The following is an 18500-nucleotide window of genomic DNA, read 5'->3' on the forward strand; positions in this document are numbered from 1 at the left end:
GTGGCGAGGGAGCTGCGTTGCTCGTTGCATGCAGGCCCTACCGCAACCCATCCCGGAACTGCCCCGGCGTCATGCCCGTCCAGCGCTTGAAGGCGCGGCTGAAGCTGCTGGTGTCGGCGAAGCCCAGCAGGTAGCTGACCTCACTCAGGGAGCATTGCGGATCGCGCAGATGCAGCAGCGCCAGATTCTCCCGGCATTCGTTGAGCAGCGCGTCGAAGCGGCAGCCTTCGTCGGCCAAGTGTCGCTGCAGGCTGCGCAGGCTCAGGTGCATGGCCTGGGCGATGCGTTCGGCGCTGGGTTCGCCTTCGGGTAGCTGGGCTTCGATGGCAGCGCGGACCTTGCGCTCCCAGGTCAGTGGCTGAAGCTGGGCGAGGGTGCGCTTGAGCACGGTTTCGTTGTGTTCGGCCAGTTCCGGGTTCGCGTCGTCCAGGTGGCTGTCGAAATCCACGAGGTTGAATTCCAGGCAATCCTGGCCAGCATCGAAATGCACGGGAGAGCGAAACACCTTGTGCCATGGGTTCGGGTCGAGCGGCTCCGGGCGGCGCAGGTAGACCGCCAGCGGTGCGTAGTCGCGGCCCAGCCGGTTGCGGCAGGTGCGCACGTAGATCGCGGCAAACGCGTCGATGGCTTCGAAGGCGGGAGCGGGGCGTCCCGCTGGTACATCGAGGCTGAAGCGATAGCGGTCTTCGCCGCGGCTCAGTTGCAAGGTCAGCGCATCGCTGACCACCGGGTGATACCGCACGATCCGCTCGAACACTTCACGCAAACTGCCGCTCGCCACCAGGGCGTAGCCCAGCGCATGGAACGTGGTGGGGCTGACGAAGCGCGACACGCGCAGGCCGATCGCCGGGTCGCCGCTGGCCTGCACCGCCAATGCCCATAGGCGCGTGGTGGCCGAGAGCGGGTAGCGGGCGTTCGGGTCGTCCATCAACACCGGGTCCAGGCCCGCCTCCACGCATAAGGCTTGGCTGTCCAGGCCCAGCGCATCGAGCTGTTTGCGCAGAGCGCGGGTCCAGCTGGCGAGGGAGGTGGGTTCGGTCATGGCAATTGGCGCTTGCGGTCAACAGGTTGGCGTTTACGGCTACCACCCGATGGGACAACGCCCGGCAGGATGAGCACATCGTTAACAGAGGATGTAAGCCATGCACGGCACTTGCGCAAGCCCCGAGCGATTGAATGCACAACAGCGAGCGGTCCACATTCGCCAGGTTGTCCTGGCCCGAGGCGAAGAACTGCGCCGGCGCTACCCGATCCTGCGGCACCAGGACGCGTTGGGCGCGGGCATCCTGGCGTTCGCCCTGGCGGGGATGATCGGCTCGGCGCTGCTCTACATCAACGGTTATCTGGCCGGTTGGGCCTGCCTTTTGCTCAACGCCTTTTTCGCTTCCCTGACCCACGAGCTGGAGCATGACCTGATCCACAGCATGTACTTTCGCAAGCAGCGCGTGCCCCACAACCTGATGATGGGCCTGGTGTGGCTGGCGCGGCCGAGCACCATCAACCCGTGGATCCGCCGCCACCTGCACCTCAATCATCACAAGGTTTCCGGCAGCGAAGCGGACATGGAAGAACGCGCCATCACCAACGGCGAACCGTGGGGATTGGCGCGCTTGCTGATGGTGGGTGACAACGTGATGTCGGCATTCATCCGCCTGCTGCGAGCCAAGACCTGGGCGCACAAACGCAGCATTATCAAGCGCACCTTGAAGGTGTACTTCCCGCTGGCGCTACTGCACTGGGGCGCCTGGTATGTGTTCCTCGGTTTCCATGGCGCCAACGCCGTGGCCGGGTTGCTTGGCAGCCCCATCGACTGGTCGGCGAATACCTTGGCGACGATGCACGTGATCGACATCGCGGCAGTGGTGATCATCGGCCCGAATGTGCTGCGCACCTTTTGCCTGCACTTCATCAGTTCGAACATGCACTACTACGGCGACATCGAGCCCGGCAATGTCATCCAGCAGACCCAGGTGTTGAACCCTTGGTGGTTGTGGCCGCTGCAGGCGTTTTGCTTCAACTTCGGCAGCAGCCATGGCATCCACCATTTCGTGGTGAAGGAGCCGTTCTACATCCGGCAGATGACGGTGCCGGTGGCGCATGAGGTGATGCGGGAGATGGGCGTGCGGTTCAATGATTTCGGTACGTTTGGGCGGGCGAATCGCTTTGCGGGCGAGGACGGCGATGCGAGGGTAAAGGCCGATGCAGTCCAGGTCTGATCGCTCCCTTATGAGCGAAGGTAAACCCGTGGCGAGTGAGCAAGCTCCCTCGCCACGGGGATGAGTCAAAACAGGGATAAAGTCAGAACTGATAACTCACGGTCGCCGCTACGTTGCGCTCTTCACCCATGTAGCAAAAGCTCAGGCTGGCGCACGAGGCGATGTAGGTTTCGTTGGTCAGGTTATTGGCGTTCAAGCGCACATCGACGCCCTTCAAGCCGACCTTGCCCAGGTCATACCCCACCGATGCATCGAACAACGTGTACGACGGCACCTTCATGGTGTTCTCCGCGTCGACCCAACTGGCCCCCACATAACGCACGCCGCCGCCCAGTCGCAGGCCATCGAGCGTGCCGCTGTCGAACTTGTAGTCGGCCCACACCGAGGCCATATGGCGTGGGGCCTGGGTCGGTGAGTTGCCTTTGTTTTCGATGATGTCGGTGGGCGTGCTCAACGTGCTGATCATCGACTTCGAGTATTCGATATCGGTGAAGGTGTAGCTGCCCAGCACCTTGAACTGCTCGGTCAACTGCACGTGCGCTTCCAGTTCCAGGCCTTGGGAGCGAACGGCGCCGACGGCGCGGTAGAAGTTTTCCTGGGGCAGCTTGGTCGCGAGATTTTCCTGGTCGATGCGGAACAGCGAGGCGGTGTACAAATCATCCGTGCCGGGCGGCTGGTACTTCAATCCCAGTTCCCATTGCTTGCCGTCGGTGGGCGCCAGCGGGTTGCCGGCGCTGTCGGCGTAGGAGTTGGGGTTGAACGACTCCGAATAGCTGATGTACGGCGCCAGACCGTTATCGAACAGGTACAGCGCCCCGGCGCGACCGGTGAGCTTGGTGCGTTTGTCATTGATCTCGGTGCCTTCAGGGCGATTGAATTCGGCGATGCGGTTTTCATCCGAGGTTTCGACCCAATCCTGGCGCAGGCCCAGGGAGAAGCGCCACTTGTCCATTTCGATGAGGTCTTGCAGATAGACGCCGGTCTGCTCCAGGCGCCGCACATAGCTCGTCGGGCTGAAGTAAGTGATGGCCGAGTTGCCATAGACCGGGTCGAAGGCGTTGATCGGGGCGAGGCTGCCGCTGGTCCAATCGACCACGGTCTTGCGCCGCTGGTAGTCCGCGCCCATCAGTACCGTGTGCTTGGTGGCACCGGTGAAAAATTCGGCCTGCAGCATGTTGTCGACGATGAATGAATGCAGCTTTTCTTCGGCACCCGTGTAATAGCGATTCAGCTCGTTGCTGGTCGGCGTGGTCCAGTCATAGGCGTAGACCTGATTGTTGGTGACGTCGGAGTCCAGGTAGCGGAAGTTCTGCCGGGCGGTGAAGACATCGTTGAAGCGATGTTCGAATTGATAACCGAACGATTGCTGGTCACGTTCGTAAACGTCGACGCCGGGCTCGCCTTCGAAGAAGTTTTCCGAGATCCGTCGTCCGTTGCGCTTGTGCAACGCGCCATCGGCCGGCACGCCGCCGTGGTAGCCGCCGTCGGGTTCGTGCTGCAGGTAGGCTTGCAGGGTCAGCGAGGTGTCCTCGGTGAAGTCGATGCTGACGGTGGGCGCCAGGGTGAAGCGCTTTTCCTTGTTGTGATCGAACTGGGTGTCGGAGGTGTCCGCCAGGCCGATCAGGCGATAGGCGATGCGTTTTTCATCGTCCACCGGCCCGCTGAAGTCGAAGCCCACGCCGCGCTGGCCCTGGGTGCCGACGGTGGCCTGGACCTGATGGTAAGCCTCGTAAAGCGGCTTCTTGCTGGTGAGCGCCACCAGGCCACCCGGAGAACTGCGGCCATACAGCACCGAGGACGGGCCTTTGAGGATATCCACCCGCTCAAGGAAATACGGATCGATTTGCATGGAGCTGTACGTGCCGCTGTCGCCCATGGACTTGAGGCCGTCGAGGTAGATGTTGTCCACCGAGCCGTCGTTGAAGCCGCGCATGGCCACGTAGTCGTAGCGATGGGTCGCGCCGTAAGGGTTGGTCAGCACGCCAGGGGTGTAGCGCATCGCCTGGGACACGGTTTGCGCGCCCTGGTCGTCCATTTGTTCGCGCGTCACCACCGATACGCTTTGCGACGTCTCGCGCAGGGCGGTACTGGTTTTCGTTGCGACTTGGCTGTGGGTGGCGTTGTAGCCGGCCATGCTGCCCAAGGCGTTACCCAGGGCGAAGCCCTTGACGTCGGTGGTCGGCAGCGCCAGCGTGCTGTCCGCGGCTTGGGCTTGTAACACGTAGCCACTGCCCTCCTGGCCGACCGCAATCAAGCCCGAGCCGTTGAGCAATTGGTCCAAGGCCTGGTCTGCCGAATACTCACCTTTGAGCCCCGGCGACTGGCGGCCAGCGGTTTGCTCTGGGGTGCTCGCCAGGGTGATCCCGGCCTGGCGCGCGAACTGGTTCAGCACCTCGCTCAAGGGGCCCGCGGCAATGTTATAGCTCTGGCGGCTGGCGGTGACGCCGTCCTGCGCGGCGATGGCCAGCATCGGCACGGTACTGACGCCCAGCGCGGTGCTCAGCAGCGCGGCGCGGACGGCCTGGCGCAGGAGGCTGGTTTGCGAGGAACAGCCGAAGGAGGTCTTGAGGGTTAAGCGCTCAGTCATTATGGGTTTCCGTTGGAGTCGCTGAAGGCAGATAAGCGTTGCTTACAGTCCTAGCCGGACGCCTTCGCAAAACCCGCCAAAAAAAATCAGGCCGGACGTTCCACCGTGACCCACCAGCGGGTTCGATAACGCAGCTGCACGGGCAGCGTGCGGGGAAGCACGGCCAGCATCTTGTCGATGTCGTCCAGGCGGAAGACCCCTGACAAGCGCAGGTCGGCGACCGAGGCGGCGCATTTCAAGTAGCCCCGACGGTAGCGGCCGACCTCGTTGAGGAAGTCTTCGAGGCGCATGTTGCGCGTGACGATCAAGCCGTCCGCCCAGGCGCCGGCGTCCATGTCCAGGGGCGGCGCCAAGGTCGCTGTCGTTGCGCTGACGAGGTAGCTTTGCCCTGCCTCCACTTGGATCGGCGCGCCATCGCTGCCGCGATGCGAGCCAATGGCGACCCGGCCGCTGGTGACAGTCAGGCGCGTGCAGCCATTGTCCTGGCGCACGACGAAGCGTCCCGCCAGCCCTTCGAACAGACCTTCTTGGCTTTTCACCAGCAGCGGGCGTCCCGGATCGCGACCGCAGGTGACCATGATTTCGCCGCGCGCCAGTGTGATCAGGCGTTGGCTGGCGGTGTAGTCGAGGTCGGCGGCGCTGTGGGTGTTGAGTTCAAGGCGAGTGCCGTCCGGCAGTTGGAAGCCGCGTCGTTCGCCCGTGGCAGTGGCGAAGTCGGCATTCCATGGCTGCCAGTCCAGGTCCTTGCCCAACCACGCGGCGGCGCCCACCACCGCAACGCCGGACAACAGCTTCAGGGCCTGGCGCCGACCGAGGCGCTGGGTGCTGGTTTCCAGGGTGTCGAGAGCAATTTGGGCGCCGGGCACGGCGCGCAGGTTGGAACTGAGCTCGCTGTGCAGCGACTGCACCCGTTGCCAGGCCAACTCGTGATCGTGATGGGCGATGCGCCAAGCGTCGCACTGTTGGCGCAGGACCGGGTTGGCGGCATGGTTGCGCAGACGCAGCAGCCAATGGATCGCTTGCTTGACCACCTGCTGCGACGGGCTGCGACCGCGCGATGGTTGTTCCATCGGCTCAATCTTCATAGCGCAGCACGTAGCAGTGGTACAGCGCATCGGCGACGTAGCGCTCCACCGACCGCAGCGAGATCCCCATCTGCTCGGCGATCTGCCTGTAGGTCATGCCTTCACACTGGGCAAGCAGGAACGCCCTGCGGACTTTCGGCTTGAGCCCTTCGAGCATGCGGGAAATAGCCTCCAGCAGTTCCACGATCAACGCCTGGGCTTCGGCACTGGGGGTCTGGGCCTGCGGCAGATGCGCGATAGTCTCGAGGTAAGCGCGTTCGATTTCTTCGCGACGCCAATGATCGATCACCAGGCCCTGGGCGATGGTGCGCAGGAAGGCGCGGGGTGCCTTGAGTTCCAGGCGTTCGGTGCGTTGCAGCAGGCGCACGAAAGTGTCTTGGGCGAGGTCGGCCGCATCGGCGGCGTTGCCCAATCGGTTGCGCAGCCATGTGTGGAGCCAGCCGTGGTGGCTGCTATAGAGCGCCTGTACTGCAAACTCGGGAGAAGACATGAACGCGACAGCCTGGGTCACAAATGATAATAGGTCGCATTGTCATCAGCGCCCGGAAAATTTGCAACCACCGTTCGCCGTGGACTCCTGCCGATTCAGTGATCATCTCGTCGGACAATTGTACAACCGGCTAATCTTTTCCAGGCGCTGGCCGACAGCAAGGTATGCGTGCACCAAAATGGAGCGGATCCAATCTGTCCCCCATCAGAACATGGAAGTTTTCAACCGGAATGCACCCCCTAATCCTGCATAAGAAGCCCCATCCATGAATCTCAAGTTCAGCCACAAAATCCTCCTGGCCGCCTCTGGTGTGGTGGTCCTGGCTTTTGCCCTGTTCACGCTCTACAACGATTATTTGCAACGCAACACCATCGGTCGCAGCCTCGAGTCCTCCATCGAACAGTCCGGCGACCTGACGGCCAGCAGCGTCCAGAACTGGATGAGTGGGCGCGTGCTGGTGCTGGAAAACCTCGCGCAAAACATCGCTCATCAAGGCGCTTCCGCCGATTTGCCAGGATTGGTGGACCAGCCGGCGCTGACCTCGAACTTCCAATTCACCTACGTGGGCCAGAACAACGGCGTGTTCACCCAACGGCCCGACGCGAAGATGCCCGACGGGTACGACCCGCGTCAGCGTCCCTGGTACAAGCAGGCCGTCGCCGCCGATAAAACCATGCTGACCCCGCCCTACCTGGCAGCGGTTGGCGGCCTGGTGGTGACCATTGCGCTGCCGGTCAAGCACAACGGTGAGCTGTTGGGCGTAGTCGGCGGCGACCTGAGCCTGGAAACCCTGGTGAAGATCATCAACTCTGTGGATTTCGGCGGCATCGGCCATGCGTTCCTGGTCAGCGGCGATGGCCAGGTCATCGTCAGCCCGGACAAAGACCACGTGATGAAAAACCTCAAGGACATCTACCCCGGCTCCCCGGTGCGCATCGGCAAGGGCATCCAGGAAGTCGAGCTGAACGGTGAAGACCGCATCCTTTCGTTCACCCCGGTGACCGGTTTGCCGGGCGCCGAGTGGTACATCGGCCTGTCGATCGACAAGAGCAAGGCCTACGCACCGCTGAGCCATTTCCGTACGTCTGCGTTGATTGCGATGTTCGTCGCGGTGGCGGCGATTGCGTTGTTGCTGAGTCTGTTGATCCAGGTGTTGATGCGTCCGTTGACCACCATGGGCCGCGCCATGCAGGACATCGCCCAGGGTGAAGGCGACCTGACCCGGCGCCTGGTCGTGCAGGGCAAGGATGAGTTCGCGGTGCTGGGTAGTTCGTTCAACCAGTTCGTGGAACGCATCCACGCCTCGATCGCCGAAGTGTCTTCCGCCACGCGTCAGGTGCATGACCTGTCGCAACGGGTGATGACCTCTTCCAACGCCTCGCTCGTTGGCTCCGATGAGCAGAGCGCGCGCACCAACAGCGTTGCTGCGGCGATCAATCAGTTGGGCGCCGCGACCCAGGAAATCGCTCGTAACGCCGCCGACGCTTCGCAACACGCCAGTGGCGCCAGTGAACAGGCGGACGACGGTCGCCAAGTGGTGGAAAAAACCATCCAGGCGATGACCGAGCTGTCGCAGAAAATCAGCCTGTCGTGCACCCAGATCGAAACCCTGAACGCGAGCACCGACAACATCGGGCACATCCTCGACGTGATCAAGGGCATCTCCCAGCAAACCAACCTGCTGGCGTTGAACGCGGCCATCGAAGCGGCCCGTGCCGGTGAGGCCGGACGTGGTTTTGCGGTGGTGGCCGATGAGGTGCGCAACCTCGCGCACCGTACTCAGGAGTCGGCGGAAGAGATCCACAAGATGATCACGTCGCTGCAAGTCGGCTCTCGTGAAGCGGTATCGACGATGAACGCCAGCCAGACCTCCAGCGAAGAAAGCGTGGAGGTGGCCAACCAGGCCGGCCTGCGCCTGGTCAGCGTGACCCAGCGTATCGGGGAAATCGACGGCATGAACCAGTCCGTGGCCGCCGCGACCGAGGAACAGACTGCCGTGGTGGAGACCCTCAACATGGACGTCAGCCACATCAACCTGTTGAACCAGCAAAGCGTCGCCAACCTCAACGAAACCCTGAAGGATTGCGATGCTTTGTCACAGCAGGCCAATCGGTTGAAGCAACTGGTGGACAGCTTCAAGATCTGATCCAGGCGCGCCAGTTCCTAGTCGAGCAAACCCGGTTACCCTTAGCGAGGGAGCTTGCTCCCTCGCTAAGGGTTTGCGGTTGTCTTGATTAGCCTCTTTCAAGGAACTGCTTGCGGACATTCTCCATCGCCTCATCGGCGAACCCTTGCAGGAAGTCCCTGAACCCCTCCGGTGTATGCGCGTCGGTGTGGTCGGCAATAATCGTCCAGGTGGCGCGGCAACGGTTATCTCCCAGGGGCTCCACGCACATCGCCGCCCAAAGGTTGTCGATACCCAGGGTGTTGTAGATCAGCGTCCAGGTCATGTGCATGGCGTGGTCGTCACGGCTGTTGAGCTGTTCCACCACCAGGTTTTGTCCATCGCGGAAGAATTTCTTGCGCAGGGATCGCACGCCCTCGCCGGTCATTTCGATGGATTCAAGGGCTGGGATAAAGCGGTTGAACCCGCCGAAATCGCCCACCATTTCCCAGACGTGCGCGGCGTCGGCGGGTACTTCCACCGAGGTTTCGACTCGGCAGGCGTGGGGATTCTTGATCAGGGTGTCGGGTTGAAAGGCACTCATGGTCTTGCTCCTTGCGTTGGGTTGGATTGCTTCAGATGAAATCGATGGCCTTGAGGTAATCAGCGCCGCGGCGCAGCAGGGCCGGGGATTTTTCCGGGTAACGGGCGCCCATCTGCCGTACGCCGGAACGGGCGTTGTCATGGCGGATGAGCGAGATGTCGCCGATGTCTTCCTCAAAGCCGTTGAGGTAGAAACCCAGCACGCCGAACAGCGCGTTGTCGGTGTCGACCCGCGCCAGCTGCTGTTGCCAATCAGCGACACTGACCAACGAGAACTCACGGCCACTGTCGCGGAACGACGCCACATACGCGTCCCAGCTCAAGGGCTCGGGATTGTGCAGGTTGAACACGGCTTGGTTGGGTTGGTAACGGCTCGCGTGGAAGGCGATGAAACGGGCGAGGAAGTCCACTGGCATCAGGTCGAAATTGAGCGACAGATCCGGTACCTGGCCGAGTTGGATAGAACCCTTGAGCATCAGCATCAAGCGGTTCTTGTGAGGCTGGCAAACCCCGGTCTGGCTGTTGAAGCTGATGTTGCCGGGGCGGAACAGATTGACCCGGACGCCAAGGTCGCGGGCCCGTTGCAGGATCCGCTCGCCGACCCATTTGGACAGGTTGTAGCCGTTCTTGATGTAGATCGGTGGCGTCCTGGCCGCGGGCTGCTCCAGCACTTGCCCGTTGGCGTCCAGGGTGCTGGAGGCCGACAGCGTCGAGACGAAGTTGAAGATCTTTTTGCTGCGTCCTTCGCACAGGCGCAGGCATTCGAAGATCGGCTCGACGTTGTCCCGCGCCAGGGACTCGTAGTCGAGCACATGATTGACGTGGGCGGCGTTGTGCACCAACGCGCCGAACGTGCTGTCGATGCGCTGGTAGGTGTCGTCCGGCAAGCCTAATTGCGGCTGGGTGATGTCGGCGGCGTAGACGCTGACACGGCTCAGGTCCAGATGCTCCAGGTGATTTTCCCGCAGGGCCTGGGCGAAGCGCTGAGCCGCGCTTTGCCCGCCGGATTCACGCACCAGACACGCCACTTCCGTGGCGCCCCACGCCAGCAGCGCTTCGACGATGTGCACGCCGAGAAAGCTGTTGGCGCCGGTCACGATCACTTTATGCACATCACCGCACTGGCTGATGGGCAGCGGATCGAGGTTGAGTTCGGCTTCGGCGTCGATGAAGGCCTGGGGGCTCAGGGTCGATGGATCGCTCTGTTCGGGGCCGTCGAGCAACTTTGCCAAGGTGATCAACGTGGGTGCTTCGATGAAGCGGTTGATCGACAGGCTGCGGCCAAACGACTGGCGGATACTGAGCAGCAATTGCGAGAGCAGGATCGAATGCCCGCCCAGGTTGAAAAAGCTCTCGTCGGTGGCGATGTCCTCGGCTGGCAACTCCAGCAGCTCGGCCCATAGCTGTTGGAGCTGCGTCTCCAAGTCATTTTGCGGCTGGCGCCCTTGCTGACCCGCCTGGACCGATCCCGCAGACTCCAGCAATGCCCGGCGATCGACCTTTCCATTGCTGGTGTAAGGCAGGCTGGGCAGCTCGATATAGGCCGCCGGGTGCATGTAGCTGGGCAGCGAATCCTGCACATGCTGGCGCAGGACGTTGAGCGCCGCGCCGGGTCGATCGTCCACGGGGTTCGCCAGGAATGCCAGGATCCGCCGTCGCTCGTCGACACCCACCGCCACTTGGCGGAACACCTGGCTGTCGCGCAGGCAATGTTCGATCTCCTCGGGCTCGACCCGAAAGCCGCGGATCTTCACCTGGTTATCGCGGCGGCCGCACAGCTCGATTCCGTCGTCGGTCCACTGGCCGATATCACCGGTGCGATAGACGCGCAGTGTTTGCCTGGCGGGCAGCGTCAGGTCCAGGTAACGGCTGGCGGTCAGCGCCGGATCGTTCAGGTATCCCAGGCCGACCCCGGGCCCGGCGATGTACAACTCGCCAGGCGTGCCTTGTGGCACCGGTTGCAGTTGTTCGTCCAGGATCAGCACGCGGCCGTTGGCGATGGGAGTGCCGAGGTTGCGGTTGTTGTCACCCACGGCGAATTGCCGCGTGGTCGCCAGCACCGTGGTTTCCGTCGGGCCATAGATGTTGTGGAAGCGGCACTGCGGCGCCAGTCGCTCGATCACGTACGGCTCGCAGACGTCGCCGCCGGTGATCAGGTGCGCCAGCCCCAGGGGCGCTTCCAGCGGCATCACGCTCAACAGCGCAGGCGGCAGGAAGGCGTGGCTGACGCGCTCTTCGCGAATCAGCGCCTCCAGTCGCTGCGGGTCGCGACGCTGGTCCTCGCTGGGCACCACCAGCAGCCCACCTTGGATGAAGGTCGGCAGGATATCCAACAACGATGCGTCGAAGTTGATGGTGGAAAACTGCAACGCGCGGCTGTCACGCCGCAGCCCGACATGATCACCGTACCAGGCGCAGAAATGGCTGAGGTTGCGATGGCTGAGCAAGACTCCCTTGGGCTGGCCGGTGGTGCCGGACGTGTAGATCGCCACGGCCGGGTCGTCGGCATCCACCACGCGGCGGATCGTCGAAGCCGGGAGACCGGGCTTGGACGGAGGCAGCCGATGGACGTTCAGCATCGGCGTCGGGCACTCGCCCAGGTCGCTGTCGCCGTCGTGCAGCAACAGGTCGGCCTTGGCGTTGTCGAGGATGAAGCGTCGGCGTTGCGCGGGGTGCTGCGGGTCCAGCGGCAAGTACACCGCCCCGAGTCCCAGCACCGCCAGGATCGCCGCATACAGTCGCGCGGATTTTGCCAGGCACACGCCAATCACCCATGGGCGACCGGTTGCTCCTCGCATGCTTGCCGTCATGGCCTCCTGCAGTTGCAGCACTGAATCGCGCAGAGTCCTGTAGTCGATGAGCTGGCCCTCGACACACAGGGCAGGTTGCGACGCGTCGTCGAGCATCCGCTGCTCGATATTGTGCATCACCGGCACCTTCGCGGCTGCCAGCAGCCACGCTACCGCAGGCCGGTTGAGACGGTGCTCGAAGGCCAGCGGCTCCAGCGCATCGAGCCCATGCTCGGGCTGGCCGGTAGGCTCGTGGGGTGCCGTCCGCCATTGATCGAAGCCGTGCTCATCACGCGACAGATGGCTGACCAGCCGCGCGCCATGCTCGACCACTGCGGTTGTAGCGTGCTGGCGTAGCGACTGGCCGTTGCCGTCGCTCGGTTCGGTGATCGCTTCGCGGATCAGCAACCGCTGCGCCCCGTCACGGAAAAACACCACCGGTTGCGGCAATGCCTGGCCGGGCACTGCTTGGAGTGCCACGCGCAGCTGAAGCTGAAAACCAGCCGCGATGGAACATGGCGCCGTGCCGTCGTCGATCGCCAGGTCGATCGCGCCATGGCTGGCAGGTGATTGCAAATCCACGACACCATGGCCGTGTTGTTCAAGTTCCCGGGCCAGTTCGGCCAGGGCCTGGCTGTGGCCAGACACTGCGATTTCGAGGCGTCTCATCGGAAGGTCCTCATGGGGTCAGGTAGTCGGCCAGGGCATCGCGCACGCAGGTTGACGCCAGCATCGAGCTGCCGCGAAAAAAACGCGTGATATTGCCTACCAAGGGGTGAAAGCGGTTGATGGGGTAAGCCAGCGCCCGGGCGTCTTCGCGCAGCGACTGGCGTGCCGATTCGTCGATGGGCAGGTGGTTGATCAACTCGAAGTCGAACGTTTGCTGCAGGTCGCTCGCCAGGTAATCGGCGATGAAGCCGGGCATCAGCCGCGCAATCGTCTCGCGGTCCTCTTCGGGCGCGGTGCGCCAGTAAATCTGTACCAGCCGCGTCCAGAAACCTGAGTGCCGTCCTTCGTCCAGCAGATGGTCGGCCATGAGCCCCTTGATCGAGGCCTTGACCGAATCGTCCCGGGCAAAGGCTGCCACCTCGTTGGTCACGGTGTTCTCGGCGATGGCGATGCAGATCAATTCCACGGCGCTGAGCAGATGCTCCGGCGTTCGCGCCAGTGTCGCCGGGATCGCGCGGCTGAGCTCGATCTGCTGGGGCAACGGGATCGGTGAAATGCCGGTCATCTCGATGGTTTGCTGCATGAAGTCCATCGCCACCAGGGCGTGGTAATCCTCGTCCACCACTACGGTCATCGCGTCGTAGCGACAGGCGAACGGAAACTCGATGCCAAAGCGGTTCTTGGCGATGCGTCGGGCGGTGTGATCCACCAGCTCGGTTTCGAAAATCACCACGTCATTGATGAACTTGTAGAGACTTTGCACCAAGACAAAATCACGCAGTTGCGGGCAATGGGTCAGAAAGGTCTGGCTGTGCACCATGGGTTGGCGACTCATGGGAAAGATCAGCTTGTCGTCATCCTCGACCCGGCGCCGTGGCCGGGTGCGGATCGTTGCACGGCTTTCCCAGGCGTCGGCGAAGGATTGGTATTGGACGGCATTCATGGCGTCACCTGCGCAACCGGCTGGGTCATGCTCAGGCGCAGGCCATCCCACAATGCTGTGCGGCTGTGGACGGCGGCCAGAGCGGCGGCGAGGACTTCGCGCTCGCGCTGCGGGTCGCCATCGATCAGCCGCGCCAGCAGTTTCTCCGCTGCCGGGCCATGGTCTTCGGAGTCCACCTCGATATGGCGCTGCAGGTAGTAACGAAACGTCGGCGCCTGATCCAGGCCAATGCCCCAAGCGTCCAGCATGCGTTGGAACATCTGCGGAATGACGCTTTCGCGACCGTGCACGAATGCGGCGGCCACGCTGTGGGCCGGGGCGTGCAGGGCGGTGTGCAACGTCTGGCGCACGAAGCGCGCCGCGGCCGGTTCCACCTCGACACTGTCCAGCGCGGTTTCGGGGCTGACGCCTTCTTGCTGCAGTGCGATGAATTGTTCAATCGGTCGCGTGTCTGCACCGACCTCGCGCATGGCGTCCAGGTACAGTTCGAAGTGGCTGCAATAGCCGGCGCCGGGACGGTCGTCGGATTCCTCGCCCAGGACGATTTCGTTGATCAGGCGCGCAGCATGGGGATCGGCGGGAGGCAGCCATGGCAGTTGAATACAGGTCAGTTCCCGTTGCAGGCGCTTGGTCAGGGACATGAAGTCCCACACGGCAAAAACGTGGCTTTCCATAAAGCGGCGCAACAGGTCGATTGATGTTATTTCAGAAAAAACCGGGTGTTCGCCAAGTTCGTGCTTTTTCAGAGATAGTTGTTCTTTGGTTGACTGCATTGGAACGTCCTCATCAATGTTATTTATCCGGAAGTTGCTCGCCTGTTTTTGTCAGGGCGAGCGAGTGCCTGAACCGGAATTCATGTTCTCTTGGAACTTCGATCTGATACCTGCTTATGGCTATGTGGCTTGATGCCTGTGCCTTTCGTGCTGCTCGTAGGTGGTCGAAGGCAACGCGGCGATTAAAAAATTAGTACATGTATCAAACGCTTCGCAAGTTATATTTTTATTATTTAAAGTTGCTCTTTTATTGGGCGCGAAGAGGCTGGATAAAACTTTGCGTGTAAGTTTTATTGGCGCGAAGTTGCCCCTTCCGATTTATGAATATCAGAATCGAATGGTTCGAGTGAATGCCTCACTCGGAGCACTTCAGGGATTGGGGGAATAGGAATTCAGTGTTTTATGGGCGGATTCCCGGTCGGACCTCCAGGTCTTTCCGCCAGTTGTGCGGCGCTCCTTGCATGGTGGTTTCGATTCGCCTGGGCTACAGCCGGGGCGCTGACTTCTTCAGGTCTGTTTTTGAACCGATAAACGCAAGAGTGAGCCCAAATCGATAGCAGTTCCATTGAACTGACGCAGGGGCGAATCGCGGCCGCGGCCGGGCCGTGTCCAGCGGGCAATCTGGTGGCGTATAGGTATGTAAGAAAGTACTACGCCGGCCAAGTGGCCGGCGCAGGAGCTGGGGGGCGGTTAGCGTTCGAGGTGACGACGCATGGTGACGGACGCTTTTTCCAGATGCTCTTCGAGAAGATGCACCGCTTGACCTACATCTTTGGCTGACGCGGCGGCGAGCATTGCGCGATGGTCATCCTGGGTGAGCTTGCCCAGGCCCATGGATGACAGGTGAAAGCGCAGGAAGCGTTCTTCTTCGTTGAGTTCGCGCTCGACCAGGTCAAGCAGCTTGGCATTGGGCGCCTTGTGGTAAAGCGACATGTGGAAGAGGCGGTTGAGCCTGGCGATCTCGGCGTAATTGGTCTGCCCTTCGAGCTGCTCGATGTATTGGGCAGCCAGGGCCAGGTCGTTGTCGTCAAGCAGCGGAATGGAGAGGCGCAGGGCGAAGCCTTCCAGGACCGAACGCAGGGCGTAGGTTTCGACCGCATTGCTAGTGATCAGCGGCGCTACCACGGCCCCTTTGTGCTGAACCACGTCGAGCAACGACTGTGCTTCGAGTTGGCGCAACGCTTCGCGTACCGGCATGCGGCTGACCCCGAACAGGTCGGCCAGTTCCTGCTGGCGCAACGCAGTGCCACTGGGCAGGCGCCCGTCGAGAATCGCTTCGCGCAACGAGCTTTCAATGATTGCGCGGGCCTGGGCAGCGGGGATGGGCCCGTTGACCTGGATGGTGCTTAACGGTTTGGGCTTCTGTGTCACGACAACACCTGACTGGTAGTAACGAATAATTGGATCCAAGCCAACATTAGTTACAGATTGCCAAGCCGTCAAAATTCGCGGCGCCGGTTCCTGAACTAAAGTTTAGTCTGCTTGCGGTGATTGCAACCTGCCATTGTCTTTTGCCGGTCCAGGCTTCACCATCCAACGAATTTTCCAACGGCCCTTTTCGGACGTATTCCCTTGGCTGCACCTTCTCCGGTCCTCAGGTCCTTGCGCTGGCTGTGTTCGGCATTGCTGCTGGCCGGCCTGATGCTGGGCGGGCTACGGGCCGACTGGGACTTTGCGCAGATCAGCCGGCGGGCGCAAGCGTTATATGGGCCGCTGGGCGAAGGACAGCAACGAATCGATGCGTGGCAGCAATTGCTGGCGACCCAGAAGCAGATCCCGGAGCTGGCACAGCTCAAGGTGGTGAACCTGTTCTTCAACAAACAGGTGCGCTATGTGGAAGACATCGACTTGTGGCGTGAGGTCGACTACTGGGAAACCCCGATCCAGGCCCTGTGGAAGGGCGCCGGCGATTGTGAAGACTACGCCATCGCCAAGTATTTCAGCCTGCGTCATCTCGGGGTGTCCAGTGACAAGCTGCGCATCACCTACGTCAAGGCCCTGCGGCAGAACCGTGCACACATGGTGCTGACGTATTACGCCACCCCCGATGCCATGCCACTGGTCCTCGACAGCCTGATCGACGGCATCCAGCCGGCCAGCCAGCGAACCGACTTGCTGCCGGTCTACTCTTTCAATGCCGAAGGACTTTGGCTGTCAGGCAAGGGCAACAAGAAAGTGGGCGACACCAAGCGCCTGTCCCGGTGGCAGGATGTGTTGAAGAAAATGCAGGCCGAAGGTTTTCCGGTCGAGACGACTAACTAGGAGCGCGCGCTCAGATGTCCTTGTTCAAACAGCTGTTGATCGCTATCTGTCTGTTCCTGGTGGTTGCCTTCAGCGGCAGCTTCATGGTCAGCCTGGAGAGCTCGCGGACCCAATACGTCAATCAGCTGCGTTCCCATGCCCAAGACGCGGCCACGGCGCTGGCGCTGTCGTTGACGCCTAACATCGACGACCCGGCGATGGTCGAGTTGATGGTCAGCTCGATCTTCGACAGCGGCTACTACGCAAGCATCCGCGTGGTCGATGTGACGACCGATAAAACCCTGGTCGAACGCACCGGTACTCCGGATGCGGGCAATGTACCGCAGTGGTTCATCAAGCTCATCGGCCTGGAGCCTGCCGGCGGCGATGCGATCGTCAGCCGCGGTTGGGAGCAGGCGGCGCGGGTCGAAGTGGTCAGTCACCCGATGTTTGCCCTGGCCAAGCTGTGGCAGAGCGCGTTGGGCAGCCTGGGCTGGCTGTTGCTGTGCGGCGCCGTGAGCGCGGTGCTGGGGGCCCTGTTGCTGCGTCGCCAACTCAAGCCCCTGGATTACATGGTGCATCAGTCCCATGCCATCGCCCGACGTGAGTTCCTGAGTCTGCCGGAGTTGCCACGCACGCCTGAACTGCGGCGCGTGGTGCAGGCGATGAACCAGATGGTCGAGAAGCTCAAGGCGCTGTTCCAGGAGCAGGCTGAGCGCAGCGAGAGATTGCGGGTGGAATCCTATCAGGACAACCTTACGGGGCTGGCCAATCGGCGCTATTTCGAGATGCAGTTGCATGCCCGGGTGAGCAATCCTGAGCAAGCCAGTTCCGGTTACCTGCTGTTGCTGCGGGTCAGGGACCTCGCCGGTCTGAACCAGCGGCTGGGCGGGCAGCGCACCGACCAGTTGCTCAAGGCCGTGGGCGAACAGTTGTTGCGTGAGTGCGCTCGATACCCTGAAACCCACAATCTGGTGACGCGTATTCGCGGTGGTGAGTTTGCCGTGCTGGCGCCCGGGCTGGTGCGCGAGGAAGCGCTGCAATTAGCACAGAATCTGGAAAGCGCGTTGGCCAGTTTGCACGCCACTGGCGCGACCGATGTGGCATCGGTGGCGTCCATCGGGCTTGCTCCGTTCGTGCATGGCGACTCGCCGCAAGCGGTGCTCCAGCTCGGCGACCAGGCGCTGGCCCAGGCCGAAAGCCAGGGCGAACCGGGCTGGGCCTGCCTGGAACACAGCGCGTCAGCCAGCGTGGGGGATGATCATCATGCCTGGCACAACCTGCTCGACCGGGCCCTGAGCGATCAACGCTTCGAACTGTACTTCCAGCCGGTGGTGGCCGCCCAGGACACCCAAGTCGTGCTGCACTACAAAGTGCTTTCGCGGTTGCTTGACGAGCAGGGCCAGACCATTCCCGCCGGCCGATTCCTGCCGTGGCTTGAGCGCTTCGGCTGGACGGCGCGCCTGGACCGCTTGATGCTCGAACAGGTGCTCAAGCAGATGGCAGGGCATGACCAGTCCCTGGCGCTTAACCTTTCATCCGCAACCCTGGCTGATCCTCAGGCGTTGAACAAGGTATTTGAAATCCTGCGGGCCCACTCCAACCTCGGGTCGCGCCTGACGTTGGAGATCGGTGAAGAGCAACTGCCCGAGCAAGCGGTGCTGGAGCAACTGACCCGGCAGTTGCGCGACCTTGGCTTCTCCCTGAGCCTGCAGCGTTTTGGCGGGCGATTCAGCATGATTGGCAACTTGTCGCGGCTGGGGTTGGCTTACCTGAAGATCGACGGCAGTTACATCCGGGCTATTGATCAGGAGAGCGATAAGCGGCTGTTCATCGAGGCGATCCAGCGTGCTGCTCACAGTATCGACCTGCCGTTGATTGCCGAGCGGGTGGAGACGGAAGGGGAATTGGCGGTGATTCGTGAGATGGGGTTGTTTGGGGTGCAGGGGCAGTTGGTTGGGGAGCCTCGGCGTTGGGGGTGACGGCGGCTGGTGAGGCGG

General features: G+C 62.0%; 13 protein-coding genes and 1 pseudogene. 5 read left to right on the forward strand and 9 right to left on the reverse strand.

The window, feature by feature from the left end; all coding sequences use genetic code 11:
* Positions 1 to 37 precede the first annotated feature (37 nt).
* Positions 38 to 1042 carry an AraC family transcriptional regulator gene (locus J3P79_RS01090; RefSeq protein ID WP_434607479.1) on the reverse strand — a complete coding sequence of 335 codons (1005 nt, stop codon included), beginning with the start codon at positions 1040 to 1042 and terminating at the stop codon, positions 38 to 40.
* Between the two features lie 100 nt (positions 1043 to 1142).
* On the opposite strand from J3P79_RS01090, the gene J3P79_RS01095 reads away from it, so the two are divergent.
* Complete coding sequence (locus J3P79_RS01095; protein WP_434607481.1) at positions 1143 to 2216, forward strand: fatty acid desaturase; 1074 nt, start codon at positions 1143 to 1145, stop codon at positions 2214 to 2216.
* An 82-nt stretch (positions 2217 to 2298) separates the two neighbouring features.
* Here J3P79_RS01095 and J3P79_RS01100 read toward each other — a convergent pair whose 3' ends face one another.
* From J3P79_RS01100 to J3P79_RS01110, 3 genes are all read right to left on the reverse strand, one after another.
* Positions 2299 to 4803 carry a TonB-dependent siderophore receptor gene (locus J3P79_RS01100; RefSeq protein WP_434607484.1) on the reverse strand — a complete coding sequence of 835 codons (2505 nt, stop codon included), beginning with the start codon at positions 4801 to 4803 and terminating at the stop codon, positions 2299 to 2301.
* Positions 4804 to 4889: 86 nt separating this feature from the next.
* Positions 4890 to 5873, reverse strand: coding sequence for a FecR domain-containing protein (locus J3P79_RS01105; RefSeq protein WP_434607487.1), 984 nt, complete (start codon positions 5871 to 5873; stop codon positions 4890 to 4892).
* Between the two features lie 4 nt (positions 5874 to 5877).
* Complete coding sequence (locus tag J3P79_RS01110) at positions 5878 to 6378, reverse strand: sigma-70 family RNA polymerase sigma factor (protein WP_434607490.1); 501 nt, start codon at positions 6376 to 6378, stop codon at positions 5878 to 5880.
* 265 nt (positions 6379 to 6643) lie between these two features.
* Here J3P79_RS01110 and J3P79_RS01115 point away from each other — a divergent pair.
* Positions 6644 to 7621, forward strand: a pseudogene (locus J3P79_RS01115) (cache domain-containing protein); the annotation flags it as partial.
* Between the two features lie 117 nt (positions 7622 to 7738).
* On the forward strand, positions 7739 to 8524 hold the full coding sequence (locus J3P79_RS01120; protein ID WP_411829956.1) for a methyl-accepting chemotaxis protein: 786 nt from the start codon (positions 7739 to 7741) through the stop codon (positions 8522 to 8524).
* Positions 8525 to 8612: 88 nt separating this feature from the next.
* On the opposite strand, the gene J3P79_RS01125 is transcribed toward J3P79_RS01120, so the two are convergent.
* The 5 genes from J3P79_RS01125 to J3P79_RS01145 form a co-directional block, all read right to left on the reverse strand.
* A complete protein-coding gene (locus J3P79_RS01125) occupies positions 8613 to 9086 on the reverse strand; it encodes an SRPBCC family protein (protein ID WP_434607492.1) in 474 nt (157 codons plus the stop codon).
* 31 nt (positions 9087 to 9117) lie between these two features.
* Positions 9118 to 12543 carry an amino acid adenylation domain-containing protein gene (locus J3P79_RS01130; RefSeq protein WP_434607494.1) on the reverse strand — a complete coding sequence of 1142 codons (3426 nt, stop codon included), beginning with the start codon at positions 12541 to 12543 and terminating at the stop codon, positions 9118 to 9120.
* Positions 12544 to 12553: 10 nt separating this feature from the next.
* Positions 12554 to 13486: a diiron oxygenase gene (locus tag J3P79_RS01135; protein ID WP_434607496.1), complete on the reverse strand. Its 933-nt coding sequence runs from the start codon at positions 13484 to 13486 to the stop codon at positions 12554 to 12556.
* The gene (locus tag J3P79_RS01140) at positions 13483 to 14259 is read right to left on the reverse strand and encodes a DUF3050 domain-containing protein (protein ID WP_434607499.1); all 777 of its coding nucleotides are present in this window, start codon (positions 14257 to 14259) and stop codon (positions 13483 to 13485) included. Before J3P79_RS01140 ends, J3P79_RS01135 begins: the two co-directional genes overlap by 4 nt.
* A 690-nt stretch (positions 14260 to 14949) precedes the next feature.
* On the reverse strand, positions 14950 to 15630 hold the full coding sequence (locus J3P79_RS01145) for a GntR family transcriptional regulator (protein ID WP_434607501.1): 681 nt from the start codon (positions 15628 to 15630) through the stop codon (positions 14950 to 14952).
* Positions 15631 to 15900: 270 nt separating this feature from the next.
* On the opposite strand from J3P79_RS01145, the gene lapG reads away from it, so the two are divergent.
* Entirely contained in the window at positions 15901 to 16521 is a 621-nt protein-coding gene (gene lapG, locus J3P79_RS01150) for a cysteine protease LapG (RefSeq protein ID WP_411829957.1), read from the forward strand.
* Positions 16522 to 16535: 14 nt separating this feature from the next.
* Positions 16536 to 18482, forward strand: coding sequence for a cyclic di-GMP receptor LapD (gene lapD, locus J3P79_RS01155; protein ID WP_434607503.1), 1947 nt, complete (start codon positions 16536 to 16538; stop codon positions 18480 to 18482).
* Positions 18483 to 18500: the final 18 nt, after the last annotated feature.

The sequence above is a fragment of the Pseudomonas sp. R1-7 genome, from assembly GCF_051132105.1.
Classification (GTDB): Bacteria; Pseudomonadota; Gammaproteobacteria; order Pseudomonadales; family Pseudomonadaceae; genus Aquipseudomonas.

Excerpts from the sequence above, each read along its gene's own strand:
- J3P79_RS01090 (WP_434607479.1), bottom strand. The coding sequence starts at position 1,042 with ATGACCGAACCCACCTCCCTCGCCAGCTGGACCCGCGCTCTGCGCAAA.
- J3P79_RS01095 (WP_434607481.1), top strand. The coding sequence starts at position 1,143 with ATGCACGGCACTTGCGCAAGCCCCGAGCGATTGAATGCACAACAGCGA.
- J3P79_RS01100 (WP_434607484.1), bottom strand. The coding sequence starts at position 4,803 with ATGACTGAGCGCTTAACCCTCAAGACCTCCTTCGGCTGTTCCTCGCAA.
- J3P79_RS01105 (WP_434607487.1), bottom strand. The coding sequence starts at position 5,873 with ATGGAACAACCATCGCGCGGTCGCAGCCCGTCGCAGCAGGTGGTCAAG.
- J3P79_RS01110 (WP_434607490.1), bottom strand. The coding sequence starts at position 6,378 with ATGTCTTCTCCCGAGTTTGCAGTACAGGCGCTCTATAGCAGCCACCAC.
- J3P79_RS01120 (WP_411829956.1), top strand. The coding sequence starts at position 7,739 with ATGACCTCTTCCAACGCCTCGCTCGTTGGCTCCGATGAGCAGAGCGCG.
- J3P79_RS01125 (WP_434607492.1), bottom strand. The coding sequence starts at position 9,086 with ATGAGTGCCTTTCAACCCGACACCCTGATCAAGAATCCCCACGCCTGC.
- J3P79_RS01130 (WP_434607494.1), bottom strand. The coding sequence starts at position 12,543 with ATGAGACGCCTCGAAATCGCAGTGTCTGGCCACAGCCAGGCCCTGGCC.
- J3P79_RS01135 (WP_434607496.1), bottom strand. The coding sequence starts at position 13,486 with ATGAATGCCGTCCAATACCAATCCTTCGCCGACGCCTGGGAAAGCCGT.
- J3P79_RS01140 (WP_434607499.1), bottom strand. The coding sequence starts at position 14,259 with ATGCAGTCAACCAAAGAACAACTATCTCTGAAAAAGCACGAACTTGGC.
- lapG (WP_411829957.1), top strand. The coding sequence starts at position 15,901 with ATGCTGGGCGGGCTACGGGCCGACTGGGACTTTGCGCAGATCAGCCGG.
- lapD (WP_434607503.1), top strand. The coding sequence starts at position 16,536 with ATGTCCTTGTTCAAACAGCTGTTGATCGCTATCTGTCTGTTCCTGGTG.